Below are 13,071 nucleotides of genomic sequence, written 5' to 3' on the forward strand. Positions count from 1 at the left end.
GCCCAGAGTGTTGCCGCAGACCGGTTGCAGGTGCGTCAGCGCCGCGTCAATGCCGCGCGCAGGGTTCAGCTTCCAATGACGCTGGCGTTCAGCGATGAAACGAAGCCGTGATCAACGCCCGGGAGTAAAGTCGAAAGGCACTTCGACGCTGCCGGGCACCGGCTGGCCATTGCTCATCGCCGGAGTAAAACGCCAACGGCGCACCGCTTCGCTGGCCGCACGGTCCAGGTCACGCGAACCGCTGCGTTGAATCAGGGTGACTGCGGCGGGCCGGCCGGCCGCATCCACGTCCACGCGTACCACCACAGAACCGGAATCGCCGCGGCGCAAGGCGGCGGGAGGATAATTGGGCGGCGGCGACTGGCCGGCGATCGGCATGGGCCGGTCGCTGGGCGCAGCGGCAGCGGCCGGCGCATCGCCAGGCAGCGGCGCGGCCGGGGCAACGGGCGGCGGGGGCGGGGCGGTTTCCACCAGCTTCGGCGCCTCTTCCTGTGGCGGCGCCGGGCGTGCGTCGGGCATGTCGCTGGAACCGCCCGCAGCGGCCAGTGGCTCCGGCAACGGTTCTACCTCGGCCACTTGCTGCGGCGTCTGGGTTGCCGGGTCGGCCTGGTAGAACCCCTTGTCCCGGCTGGCCAGCCAGACCACCAGGAACAACAACAACCCACCGCAGAAGGCGATGCCGGCAATCTTCAAACTGTTGCGCGGAATCTGCAGGGTGATCGACTTGCCGGACGAGGAACGGGAAGCGGGCATGGCATGAACCGGGACAGGACCCCAGCGATTCTGTCACAGCCGCGATGAACCGGGCGGCAGAAACCTGCGTAACAGGCGATAATCCACTTCCTGATCCACGAACCGACTCCCTGCCATGCTCGATCCAGCCCTGCTTCGCCAACAGCCCGCCGACCTCGCCGAACGCCTGCGCACCAGTCGCGGCTTCGAGCTCGACGTGTCTGCGCTGGAGTCGCTGGAAGCCGACCGCAAGCGCATCCAGGTGCGCACCCAGGAACTGCAGAGCCTGCGCAACAGCCGTTCCAAGGCGATCGGCCAGGCCAAGGCCAAGGGCGAGGACGTGTCCGCCATCATGGCCGAAGTGGCCGCGTTCGCCGACGAACTCAAGGCATCCGAAGTGGCGCTGGACGGCCTGCGCGAGCAGATCGACGCCATTGCCATGGTGATCCCGAACCTGCCGTCCGAGGACGTCCCGGCCGGTGCGAACGAAGACGACAACGTCGAGCAGGCGCGCTGGGGCACCCCGCGCCAGTTCGATTTCAAGGTGCTGGACCACGTCGAACTGGGCGCACGCAACGGCTGGCTGGACGCGGAAACCGCCGCCAAGCTGTCCGGCTCGCGCTTCACCGTGCTGCGTGGCCCGGTGGCCCGCCTGCACCGCGCGCTGGCGCAGTTCATGCTGGACCTGCACACCGGCGAGCACGGTTATGAAGAAACCAACGTGCCGCTGCTGGTGAACCCCGAATCGCTGCGTGGCACCGGCCAGCTGCCGAAGTTCGAGGACGACCTGTTCAAGACCGCCGTCGGCGAATCGCCGCGCTACCTGATCCCGACCTCGGAAGTGCCGCTGACCAACATCGTCCGCGACGAGATCATCGATGCCGAGCGCCTGCCGCTGCGCATGACCGCCCATTCCATGTGTTTCCGCGCCGAGGCGGGCAGTGGTGGCCGCGACGTGCGCGGCATGATCCGCCAGCACCAGTTCGAGAAAGTGGAGCTGGTGACTGCCTGCCGCGCCGAAGAGAGCGATGCCGAACACCAGCGCATGACCCGGTGTGCCGAAGTGGTGCTGGAAAAGCTGGGCCTGCCGTACCGCAAGGTGCTGCTGTGCACCGGCGACATGGGGTTTTCCGCAGTGAAGACCTACGACCTGGAAGTGTGGCTGCCCTCGCAGGACACCTACCGCGAAATCTCCTCGTGCTCCAACACCGGCGATTTCCAGGCCCGTCGCATGCAGGCCCGCTGGCGCAACCCCGCCACCGGCAAGCCCGAACTGCTGCACACCTTGAACGGATCGGGCGTGGCCGTGGGCCGCGCGATGATCGCGGTGATGGAGAACTACCAGAACGCCGACGGCTCGATCACCGTGCCCGAAGCGCTGCAGCCCTACATGGGCGGCCTGCAGACCATCGCCTGACCGCCCCGGTAGTGACGGGCCATGCCCGTCACTCTTCTCGCGCCCCAAAAAAAACGGCCCCGCCTTCCCGGTAGTAACGGGCCATGCCCGTCACTCTTTTCGCGCCCCAAAAAAACGGCCCCGCATTCCCGGTAGTGACGGGCCATGCCCGTCACTCTTTTCGCGCCCCAAAAAAACGGCCCCGCATTTCTGCAGGGCCGCAGGGGTGGGCCGGAATGGGGGAGGGAATCTTCCGGCCCGTGGTCGCTGGCCGACGAGGAATCGCCAGCAACCGTGAACTGAAACCTCAGGCTGCGATCGCAGCGAACTCCGCTTCCGGCAGGCTGGCCAGCGCTGCCTCGATGGCGTCCTCGCGGTGCTTCGGCGAGTAGGCGATGCCCTCGGCACGCACGAACTCCACCTCATTGATACCCATGAACCCGAAGATCGCGCGCAGGTAGGGTTCCTGGAAATCGGCCGGCGAATCGCTGTAGATGCCGCCGCGGCTGCTGACGATGATCACGCGCTTGCCGCCGGCCAGGCCAACCGCGCCGGCTTCGGTGTACTTGAAGGTCTTCCCGGCCACCGCCACGCGGTCGATCCAGGCCTTCAGCGTGGAAGGGATGCTGAAGTTGTACATCGGCGCACCGATCACCACCACGTCGGCGGTCAGGAACTGCTCCATCACCTGCTGCGCATCAGCGGTTTCAGCCGCATCGGCCTGGGCCAGCGAGCTGCCACGCAGGTGCGGAATCGGATTGGCGTCCAGATCGCGGTAGGATACGTTCAGGTCCTGGACCTGGTCGTGGAAACGGGCGACCACCGCTGCCGACAGCTGGCGGGAGACCGAGTTGTCGCCGAGCGCGCTTGCGTCGATGTGAAGAAGCTTCATGGCAGTCACCTTTGTTCTGTGGGAGGCGGGAGCCCCGCCGACAGGACATACGATAGGTTGTTGCCAATTTGGGATAAAGGTGGTTGAATGCCACGTATTGTTCTAGATATGGAACTGCCGCATGCAAGACCTCAATGACCTCTACTATTTCGCCATGGTCGTCGACCATGGTGGGTTTGCCGCAGCAGAACGCGCGCTGGGCATTCCGAAGTCACGCCTGAGCCGACGCATCAGCCAGCTCGAAACCGACCTGGGCGTACGCCTGCTGCAGCGCTCCACGCGACGCTTCGCGGTAACCGACGTGGGCACCAGCGTGCACCGCCATGCACAGACCATGCTGGCCGAAGCACAGGCCGCACGCGAAGTGGTGGACCGGCTCAGTGCCGAACCGCGCGGCCTGGTACGTGCCAGCGTGCCGGTATCGCTGGCACAGATGCAGTTGCCCAAGCTGCTGCCGAAGTTCCTGGAGCAGTACCCCAAGGTGCGGCTGCAGTTGAACATCAGCAACCGCCGCGTGGACATCATCAATGAAGGCTACGACGTCGCCCTGCGCGTGCGTTCGCGGCTGGACGACGATGGCAGCCTGGTGATGCGCAGCTTCGGCCAGGTGCAGGAACTGCTGGTGGCCAGCCCGAAGTATCTCGACCGTGCCGGGCGTCCCAAGGACCCCGACGAACTGACCGACCACGTGACGTTGAGCATCAGCGAAGACGAGGCCCGCCAGCGCTGGGAACTGCACGGCCCGGAAGGCGCCGTGCGCCGCGTCGACCTGCAGCCGCGCGTGGCTGGTTTCGATTTCCCGCTGCTGCAGAGCATGGTCAAGGACGGATTCGGCATCACCATGCTGCCGGAAACCGTCTGCGCCGATGCCGTGCGCAGCGGTGAACTGGAAGTGGTGCTGCCGGACTGGTCGCTGCCGCAGGGCATCTGCCATGCCGTGTTCGCCTCGCGCCGTGGCCTGCTGCCGGCGGTACGGGTGTTCATCGACTTCCTGGCCGAGCACCTGCCCCCGCAGTTGGAAGCCTCGCGCCTGGACTGCGGTGGCGCCTGCGAACGGGCCAAGGAAAAGATCAAGGCGACCGCGCTGGGTGCACTGGCGATCGACGCCGGCTGACCGGCTTCCTGGTAGAGCGGGGCCCCGCCCCGCTGCTTTCCTGATGCATGCCCGGCATGCCTGTCTGTCCCAGATTGCATGGCGCGGCATGGGCAAACGCCCCCGGCCCATGCGAGAATACGCCTCCCCGGGAAATGCCCCCGGACGCAGCACATCGGAGAGATGGCCGAGCGGTTTAAGGCACCGGTCTTGAAAACCGGCGAAGGGTCAAACCTTCCGTGGGTTCGAATCCCACTCTCTCCGCCACCTTTTCGGACAAGTCATTGATTTTGAAAGATAAAATCATTCGACTCTAAATTCGGTATGCCAGCTGGTATGCCGCGCCCGCTTGGGCATACATGGACAGATCTGGACGCCACCTCTGGCTGACAGAGGCTGGGTTCGTTCGACGCTTCGGGGGCATTCCAAGAGTTGCATTGCTCAGTCTGGGGCGACTTCGTGACGTCTGCGATGGCCTCTCGCGGTCGGCAATCCGGGAGTCCTGATTTCTGCCCATGGCACGGGGAGGCTCAGCGGCGAGGGAAGTTGTGGGCGCAGCTGCCGACTCCCTGGCTATGCTTACTCAAGATCGTCGGAGGCGTTGGTGAGGCGGACGCAGCTTCATCATTGCGTGTCGCGAAGTCTGCAAAGCCGTCAGCTGACGGCGCTTCTTAGGCAAAGTGGCCCCTTAGTACTTCCGGCTGTCTCCCGGCGAAACTTGGGCGGGTGATCGCACGAGCCTGAAGCAGATAAAGCGTTGCATTCGGATCATCTGCTGTCGCAAATAGCTTGCTTAGCCCAGAAGTCTCCTGAGCGGGACTTTGATTGCTTGGGCCGTAGGTCGCAACGTTCTTCGCCGCGTTCGATCATGCCGATGTAGATCCTGTGGGCCCAAGCCGCTTCCGCGAAATCTTCGTATAAGAGTCCAAGGGCCCTTCCGAAATCCCTTACTTTGAACAAGTAGCTGTCACCGCGAGCGAAAGCCTCGCGCCGGGATTGTAGTGGCACCATCGAGATGGCCAAAGAGCGGATCACGGCCAGCGCGCTTTGCGCATTGGCCGTGGAAGCGGGCTTCCGTGGGCGACGTGTGCCGATATCTTCTAGAGGATGGTCTCAAGCTCACCTGCTTTGAGCCGATAGCGCTCTGTGGTACTACATTTCTGGATTGCCTTTATCTGCCACGCAGCGTCGTATGTCATTTGGAATGGAGCTCTTGGGAATGGATAAGCTCAACTTTGGCGTCAACTCTCGTATTGCCACTTTGCTTAGCAATGAGTACTCATCAACGGAGCGGGCGTTGATTGAGCTGATCGATAACGCCTGGGACGCTGATGCAACGAGGGTACTTGTGGATATCCCAGAGCCTCTCTCCGGTAATCCCATCGTCGTCTCGGACAATGGGAACGGAATGACCGTTGACCAGATCCGTACCCACTATCTGCAGATCGCGGCTGACAGAAGGCGACGCTCCGGCGACAGCTCCATTCGGTTCAAGCGGAAGGTCAAGGGCAGCAAGGGCATCGGCAAGTTCTCTGGTCTGATGGCCGCCGCCGAGATGCGCGTTGATACCGCAGTGGGTGGGCGGCGGGTGAAGCTGAGCTTCACCCTCGAGCAGCTTAAGGATGTTGATGGAATCGATGAACTGGAGATCCCCTACACGGTGTCTGTAGAGGATGAACATGTGCAGGGCACAACCATCACGCTCTCTCAGCTCAGGCAAGGGGGAGCTTATCCAGACGCCGTTGAACTGAGGCACTTGCTAGTCCAGTCCTACGGGCGGCGTCAAGACATGGTTATCGAGATCAACGGCAAACCATTGGACGTCGACGATGTTCAAGGCCATTTTGAGGAGAAGGCAATCAGTGTTCCAGGCGTCGCGGACCTGACTGTTCGATTCGCCCTGAGCGAGCGAAAGACCGGCATGAAGAGTCCGGGAATTCAGATCCGCGTGGGCTCGCGCATTGTGGGGCGGCCTTCACTCTTTGGGCTCGACCAACGTGGAGATATCTCGCCTAAGTTGCTGAAGAAGCTCTATGGCGAAATCGACCTAGAAGGCGTGGTGGACGCCAATGTTGCTAGCTGGGAGACCCTTGTTGCTGGTGACCCGACGTGGGCTCTCGTACAGGATCGTGTCAGGGATGCTCTCTATGAGAGCTATCAGGCTCGCTTCAAGAGGCATATGAGTTTGGCCCGGGCTCGGCTGCAGCAGCAGTTCAACAAGAGGATGGCCGAGCTCCCCGAGTACAAGCGTGAGTTTGCTGATAAGGCGATCATGAAGGTGCTCAATCGATACTCCGACGAGCCTCACGAGAGGGTTGCTCCCATGGTCGCGGTTCTGCTTGATGCTCTGGAGAGTAGCGACTACCGGCTTCTGCTCGAGCACATTGCGGGGGCCTCAAGCGCCGATGTCTCAAAGGTTGCAGACTCACTCAACGACTTTGGTCTGGCTGATATGGCCCATTTGGTTGATCAAGCTCGAGCTCGGACGGCTGTTCTTGATGCGCTTGAAGACTTGTCCCGGGACAAGAGTACGCTAGAAGCTACTATGCATAGGGCGCTGGAGAGCAATCTTTGGGTGTTTGGTCCGGAGTTCGCCTTGTTTTCGTCCAACAAGACGCTGCGTCGAATGGTGGAGGAATACTTGGACCAGAAGTACACCGGCGCCAATGCTACCGATCGGCCAGATTTGATGCTGAAGCAGAACTTTGCGGGAGAGTACCTGCTCATTGAATTCAAGCGCCCCGCGCATACGTTGACTGTCTCTGACTACCAGCAAGCAACTGGCTACAGGCATCACTTTGGTCCCTTCACATCCAGGCGTATCCGTGTCTACGTGGTTGGGGGAGATCGGGGCGCCTTTCCAACGAGCAACTTGGAACCGGACGTCGTAGGTACTTCATTTTTTGACGTCATCTCAATGGCGCGAACTCAGCTCGACTGGCAGCTCAAGTAGATCTTCAAAGGCCTGGATACGCGATGACGAACAGTAAGCCAATCCATGAGGAGCAGTGCCCTTTCTGCAAGGTCGGCGTCTTCGTAGACCGAGTGGGGCGCAATGGGCGCTTCAGGAGCTGTTCGAGCTATCGGGACTGCGAGAAAAAGCCGAGAAAGCGGCGCTGAAGGCGTGGGTTCACTTGCAGTCCTTTCGCCGTCGTTTGACGCAGCTGTCCGAGAGGACAGCTGCGTCTGTGGACGATTCCCGCTTCCTGGCTCTTAAGGTTCGCTCAACTAGGGGCTTGTGCGTCGCGCCAGCCGGTCAGAGTCGGCTTTGCTGGCCAGACAGCCTGTGTATCTCTAACACGTCGGTGCTTCTCAAATGCTTGCAATCTGCCCACCTCTAGTCGAGACAACAGCTCCTCGGGACAGTCGCGGCGGGAGAGGACATATTTCAGGTCTGACCATGTTCGATGTAGCCGCGGTTTGCATTCTTCTATCGCCGCTACGAACGGTTCAAATATGCTCTGACGTAGCATGTCCGCCGCCCGCATCTGCTCAGCAGCCAATTCGGGTTCTACCCCGTTTTCACGGACACTTACAAGAAGGTCGATTCAGGCCATGAGGAGTGTTCATGTCAAAGCGTAGGAAGTTCAGTGTCGAGTTCAAGCGCGGTGCGGTTGAGCAGGCGAGCCAGCCCGGTGTCAGCTGCGCCCAGGTGGCCCGGGACCTGGGCATTCGCGACACCTTGCTGACCCGCTGGAAGCGCGAGGCACAGAATCCGGGAGCGGCCGCTTTCGCCGGCACCGGGACGCCACGGGACGAAGAGTTGGCTCGACTCAAGCGCGAGTTGGCGCGGGTGAAGAAAGAACGTGATTTTTTGCGAGAAGCGGCGACGTTCTTTGCAAAGGGATCATCCTGAGGTATCAGGTGATCGAACGTTGTCGCGATGAGTTTCCGATTCGGCTGATGTGCCGGTGCCTGAAGGTATCGGCCAGCGGCTACTACGAGTGGAGTAAGCACCCTGCGAGCGCCCGGCAGGTCGACAATGAGCGCCTGGTTGTACGGATGCGCGAACTGCACGAAGACAGCCGCGGTACGTTGGGGGCTGGTCGCATGCGCGAAGACCTGGCTGAGGAGGGCGAAAGTGCCAGCCTGAACCGGGTTGCGCTCCTGATGGCAGCAGAAGGCCTGCAGGGCTGGCCCCGGCGCAAGCGTCGCGGGCAGCGTGCAGGTCCGGCCGTGACGCCACCAGGGGTGACTAACCTGCTTGAGCGCGATTTTGTCGCGCTGGAGCCGGAAAGCAAGTGGGTCACCGACATCACCGAGATCAAGACCCAGCAGGGCAAGCTGTATCTGTGCATCGTATTGGATCTGTACGACCAGCGTATTGTGGGCTGGTCAACGCACGATCGGCAGGACCGTCAGATGGTGCTGCGGGCCGTACAAATGGCGGTGTGGCAGCGGCAAGAAAGTCATGAAGTGATCCTGCATTCGGATCGTGGCAGCCAGTTCCGCAGCGGTGACTACCAGGCGTATCTGGCGGCTAACGGACTGATCTGTTCAATGAGCGCAGTGGGGCATTGCGGTGACAACGCGGCCTGCGAAGGCTTCTTTGGGCTGCTCAAGCGTGAGCGGATCTATCGAACGAGCTACCCCACACTGGATGCAGCACGAGCGGATGTGTTTGACTACATCGAGCGACGACATAATCCAAGGATGCGACGAAGGGTCGCCAGGCAGGATCAGAAGGTTGCAGCTCTTTTAGAACCGTCCGTGATATCGGGGTAGAACCCCAAGGAAATTTGCGGTAAGGCGACGGTGGCGTGGGCTCACAAAAAGGGAGTTGCCCTCCGTCTGATCGAGCCGGGCAAACCGAACCAGAATGCTTACGTCGAGTCCTTCAACGGGCGGCTCCGGGACGAATGCCTGAACGAGCATTGGTTTCCGACGTTGCTCCATGCCAGAACCAGTATCGAAAGCTGGCGGCGCGACTAGAACGAAGAAAGGCCTAAACGAGCGCTTGGCGGGCTGACGCCCGCCCAGTACGCCGCGCAGTTAGCCGGCAAGAGAGATAAAATCAGCTCCGGACTCTAAACCACACCTCTACTCAGGCCGGGGGCGTCGAAGCTCCAGCGAGACCTATAAAAAAACTTGCGCCTCTCTTGGCATGCGGAGGTTGGTGAAGCTCTCTTCTGGACACGCTTACAGGCTAGCAATGACATATGGAAAGCTCTGATCGCGTAACACTTGAGCATCTTTCAGAGGCCCGCAAGGCTGTGGCGGTCATGCGTTCCCGTTCGATGCTTGCTGCAGCTGCTGGCGGGCTTGTGTTTAGCGCACTTCTGGCTGGAATGTGGCTTTGGTTGCGCCCCGGTAAAGTTGCCCCGGCTGTGTTTATCGGCATTGTCAGTTATCTTCTCTTTGGTCTTCCCTTCCTGCTGCGATGGATTTTTCATTGGCGGAAAATCTACCGGCGTCTGGCGGAGTTGGAAGCACGTATCAAGGCTGGTGAGGTGGTGGAGGGATCGAAGGTATCCTTTCGTTGATGTAGGCCGCCGTCCAACCGCCCTTGGTGTCCCGCTCCCGGCTTCAAAGTGGGATTCAGGTTCCTGTTTGTTAGATTGGGCCTTGGCACGTCAGCGTTAGCGTTAGCGTTTGGTAGTCCACCCGAACGGGTTGTAGAGCTGCCGATACCAGCTGAACGCGACGGCCTGACCCACGTTATGCTCGTTGCACGCCGGCAGGCCTTCCTGGGTGCCAAACCCACCGTTGGGCGTGCATGTGTAATGACCCACTGATTTCCTGCTCAGGTGTTACTTTTCCCAAAGGAGACACCGATGAGCGAAATGATGGAAGAAGAGATCAAGCGAGGGGGCGTCGGGCGGCGGACTACCCCCCGCCGTCGCCAACCTCCGGCCGCGACGGCCGCTGCAGCAGCCCCCGCTGCAACGCACTTGCCAGTGCTGCCTCGCGCGTGCGCGCCTCCAGCTTGCGGTAGAGGTTCTTCAGATGGAACTTCACCGTGTTCTCCGACAGGTTCAGGCGGCGGCCGATCTGCTTGTTGGAATAGCCATGTGCCAGTTGTTCCAGTACCTCCAGCTCGCGTTCGCTGAAGGCCTCGCTCAGCGCCCATTGCTCGCCGCTGAGGCGCTCCAGCAGGGTCTGCACGGTCAATGCGCGGGTGGTGCCGGCGGTGGTCTGCGGGTCGTGCTGGCGGATCGAGCGCAGCATTGCCTTGGCCGGCAGCCCAAGCTCGGTGATCACCTGCCAGCTCTGGGTCCGGGCTACGTGGTCCAGTGCGTTGTGCAGCGGCGGCAGCGCCGCGTCCAGTTCGCCGCGCTGCTGCAGCACCAGCGCGATGCCTGCGCGCGCGCGCGACAGGTGGCACAGGTTATCGCTGGCCAGGCAGGCCTGCTCCAGTTGCTGCAGGATCGCCAGCGCGGCGCTGCTGCGTCCTGCCAGGCGATGCCAGCGCGCCAGCGCGAAGCCCAGCGCGGCGCGTTGGCGCCAGCGGTGCGGCTGCCGCAGGGTGTGAGTGAAGCCGGTTTCGCTGCCGGAGCGCGCAACCAGTTGCTCCACTGCGCCGCCGCCGGGCAGTTCCGCCAGGATCGACAGGCGCCACGCGATCGAGAGGTCGGACAAGCGCTCCAGCCGCCGCGCGTGCACGAGCCGGTCCACGCGTTCGAGCAGGGCCAGCGCCTCGCGCCCGCTGCGGTCACGTTGCTGCGCCAGGCCCAGGGCGGTTTCGTAGGCGCTGGCGAATACGTCCAGCCAGCCATCGTGCTGTTCGATGAACGTCAGCGCTGGTTCCAGCAGGTCCGCAGCCTGGTCGTGGCGGCCCTTCTCGTACTGCAGCTGTGCCAGCAGGCAGCTGGCCGCAGCGTGCAGCGTGCCGTCCAGATGCTGGTGGCGTGCAGCCAGCGCAAGCGCTTCCTGATACGCCGCTTCGGCCTCGCCCAAGCGACCACGGTAGTAGCGGCTTTGGCCAAGGTGCAACAGCGCATAGCCGGCGCCGATCTCGCTGCCGCTGCGCCGCATCGCCTCGCGCGCAGCCAGCGCATGGCGCTCGGCGCAGGAAAATTCGCCTTGGCCCAACGCGGTGGTCGCGCAGATACATAGCAGGATGCCCCGGCCGAGGTGGTCGTCCTCATCCAGCGCGCCGGCCTGCGCGGCCAGTTGCGGCAGGCCGTGTGGGTTGGCGCAGATCTCGTCCAGCAGGCTGCGCAACAGCGCCACCACCACGGTGTAGTCGCGCTGGAATGGCTCGCGTAGCGTGGCTGGAAGGTCGCGGAAGCGTTCCAGCAGCACCCGTGCGTGGCCGAATTCGCCCAGCTTCATGTGCAGGTAGGCCTGGGTGAGGTTGAGCGCGGGGGTGTCGCGGATCGCCTTGTGGTCGATGGTGCGCAGCAGCGCGCGCATCTGCGTGGTGCCATGGTGCAGCAGCAGTTGCCAGGTGCCTGCACGGGCGACGTAGCTGGCAGCCACTTCGATCGCACCGGCGTGCGAGGCGTGGCGCACCGCTTCCATCAGTTGGCCGTGCTCACCGAACCAGTGCGCTGCGCGCGCGTGGATGCGCAGTGGTTCCCCGGGGCGCTCGCGCTCGAGCTGCTGTTGCAGGTAGTCGGCGAACAGCGGGTGGTAGCGAAACCACTCGTGCTCGCCGTCCAGCGGCACCAGCAGGCCGTGGAAGTGTTCCAGGCGGCCAAGCAGGCGACCACTGTCCTCGCGCTCGCGCAGGTGGTCGGCCAGCGCGGCGTTGAAGCGCTGCAGTGGCGAGGTGCGCAGCAGGAAATCGCGGGTGGCCTCGTCCAGCTTGTTGACCACCTGTTCGGCCAGGTAGGCGGCGATCTGCGCCGAGCGGCCGCTGAAGCGCGCCACCTCGCTGTAGCATCGGTCACCGCCGTCCAGCCACAGCCGCGCCAGGTGCAGTGCCACCGGCCAGCCCTCGGTATAGCGGCGCAGTTCCTCGGCGACCTCGGCGGGAACCGCGGCGCCCAGCAGCGTGCGCGTCTCGGCGTCGTCCAGCGCCAGTTGCGCACAGCCCAGCCGCGCCAGGCGACCCTGCAGCGACAACCGTTCCAGCGGCAGCGCCGGCGCGCACCGGGTCGCCAGCAGCAGGCGCAATTGCGCGCCAGCGTGTTCGACGAGGCGCAGTACCAGTTCGTCAACCGCACCGCCGCCGGCGCGGTCGTAGTCGTCCAGCAGCAGGGTGATCGGGCGCGGCGCGGCGCGCACCGAACGGACCAGCGCATTCGTTGCCTGCATGAGGTCCTGTTCGTGCGCGTGTGGCTGCAGCAGATGTGCGCAGGGGCCGGGATCACCGCCTGTAGCCTGCAGCGCCAGCGCCAGGTGGCCGAGAAGGCGGGCGGGATCGGCGTCGTCCTCGTCCAGCGACAGCCACGCCACGGCGGTGCCGTCCTGTTGCAGGCGGCGGTGCCATTGCGCCAGCAGCATGGTCTTGCCGAAGCCGGGCGGGGCCAGCAACAGGGTCAGCGGCAGCGCGCGCGCCTGCTCAAGCTGTTCCAGCAGGCCGCGCCGCAGCACCACGCCAGCGCCCAGCGGCGGTGGCTCCAGCTTACTGCCCAGGATCCAGTCGGGCAGGGTGGGATCGCGCGGATGCGGCGGGCGCGGGGCAAGCAATGCGACAGGCTTCAGCATGGGATGGGCGACCGTTGGCGGTGTCCCGGGGACGCCGGCTGGCGTCATCGGGGCGGAAGAGGCAGCGGCATCGCACGCGCCGCCACGGTGCGGCGACGTCCTGCGGTGCATTGCTGTTTCATGGGTCCCCACCCGTGTCCGTCCTGGACACCTGCTCCCAACTTATGACACGGGCAAGACAAAAGCAAAGCCTGTAGGGGCCCGCGTTCGTTTCCGTGGTGCCCGATGCCGCTCCCCGCCTACCCACCCGCGTCCGACCTACCCGTCGCGGCTGCTCCGGGCCGTGTGCTGCCCACCTAGCATCGGGAGACGGCATGAGGGCGCGGCGGATGGTTGTCGGCCGTGTGCTGCTCGCCTGGACAA

General features: G+C 63.4%; 8 protein-coding genes, 1 tRNA gene and 1 pseudogene. 7 read left to right on the plus strand and 3 right to left on the minus strand.

The genetic code is table 11. From position 1 onward, the window contains the following. Positions 1 to 111: 111 nt before the first annotated feature. Entirely contained in the window at positions 112 to 753 is a 642-nt protein-coding gene (locus H4O11_RS02655) for an energy transducer TonB (RefSeq protein WP_182337877.1), read from the minus strand. A gap of 115 nt (positions 754 to 868) precedes the next feature. On the opposite strand from H4O11_RS02655, the gene serS reads away from it, so the two are divergent. Further along, positions 869 to 2,149, plus strand: coding sequence for a serine--tRNA ligase (gene serS, locus H4O11_RS02660; RefSeq protein ID WP_182337878.1), 1,281 nt, complete (start codon positions 869 to 871; stop codon positions 2,147 to 2,149). 286 nt (positions 2,150 to 2,435) lie between these two features. Here serS and H4O11_RS02665 read toward each other — a convergent pair whose 3' ends face one another. Then, positions 2,436 to 3,020 (minus strand): FMN-dependent NADH-azoreductase, encoded by a 585-nt coding sequence (locus H4O11_RS02665; protein WP_182337879.1) that lies wholly within the window; start codon positions 3,018 to 3,020, stop codon positions 2,436 to 2,438. 121 nt (positions 3,021 to 3,141) lie between these two features. Here H4O11_RS02665 and H4O11_RS02670 point away from each other — a divergent pair, with 121 nt between their 5' ends. The 6 genes and pseudogenes from H4O11_RS02670 to H4O11_RS02695 all read left to right on the plus strand — a co-directional run bounded on the left by H4O11_RS02670 (position 3,142) and on the right by H4O11_RS02695 (position 9,596). After that, positions 3,142 to 4,134, plus strand: a complete 993-nt coding sequence (locus tag H4O11_RS02670; protein WP_182337880.1) for a LysR substrate-binding domain-containing protein — start codon at positions 3,142 to 3,144, stop codon at positions 4,132 to 4,134. A gap of 156 nt (positions 4,135 to 4,290) precedes the next feature. Continuing rightward, a tRNA-Ser gene (locus H4O11_RS02675) sits at positions 4,291 to 4,380 on the plus strand. A gap of 952 nt (positions 4,381 to 5,332) precedes the next feature. Next, positions 5,333 to 7,066, plus strand: a complete 1,734-nt coding sequence (locus tag H4O11_RS02680) for an ATP-binding protein (protein WP_182337881.1) — start codon at positions 5,333 to 5,335, stop codon at positions 7,064 to 7,066. Positions 7,067 to 7,681: 615 nt separating this feature from the next. Then, positions 7,682 to 8,838 (plus strand): IS3 family transposase gene (locus H4O11_RS02685; RefSeq protein ID WP_182337882.1). Its coding sequence is split into 2 segments (ribosomal slippage): positions 7,682 to 7,922 and positions 7,922 to 8,838, totalling 1,158 coding nucleotides; the frame shifts between segments, so codons are not numbered across the junction. Next, positions 8,839 to 9,144, plus strand: a pseudogene (locus tag H4O11_RS02690) (integrase core domain-containing protein); the annotation flags it as partial. A gap of 128 nt (positions 9,145 to 9,272) precedes the next feature. Beyond that, positions 9,273 to 9,596: a hypothetical protein gene (locus H4O11_RS02695; protein WP_182337883.1), complete on the plus strand. Its 324-nt coding sequence runs from the start codon at positions 9,273 to 9,275 to the stop codon at positions 9,594 to 9,596. A 343-nt stretch (positions 9,597 to 9,939) separates the two neighbouring features. Here the strand turns inward: H4O11_RS02695 and H4O11_RS02700 are convergent, their stop codons facing one another. After that, complete coding sequence (locus tag H4O11_RS02700) at positions 9,940 to 12,708, minus strand: winged helix-turn-helix domain-containing protein (protein WP_182337884.1); 2,769 nt, start codon at positions 12,706 to 12,708, stop codon at positions 9,940 to 9,942. Between the last annotated feature and the right edge of the window lie 363 nt (positions 12,709 to 13,071).

The sequence above is a fragment of the Stenotrophomonas tumulicola genome (assembly GCF_014117215.1).
Classification (GTDB): domain Bacteria; phylum Pseudomonadota; class Gammaproteobacteria; order Xanthomonadales; family Xanthomonadaceae; genus Stenotrophomonas; species Stenotrophomonas tumulicola.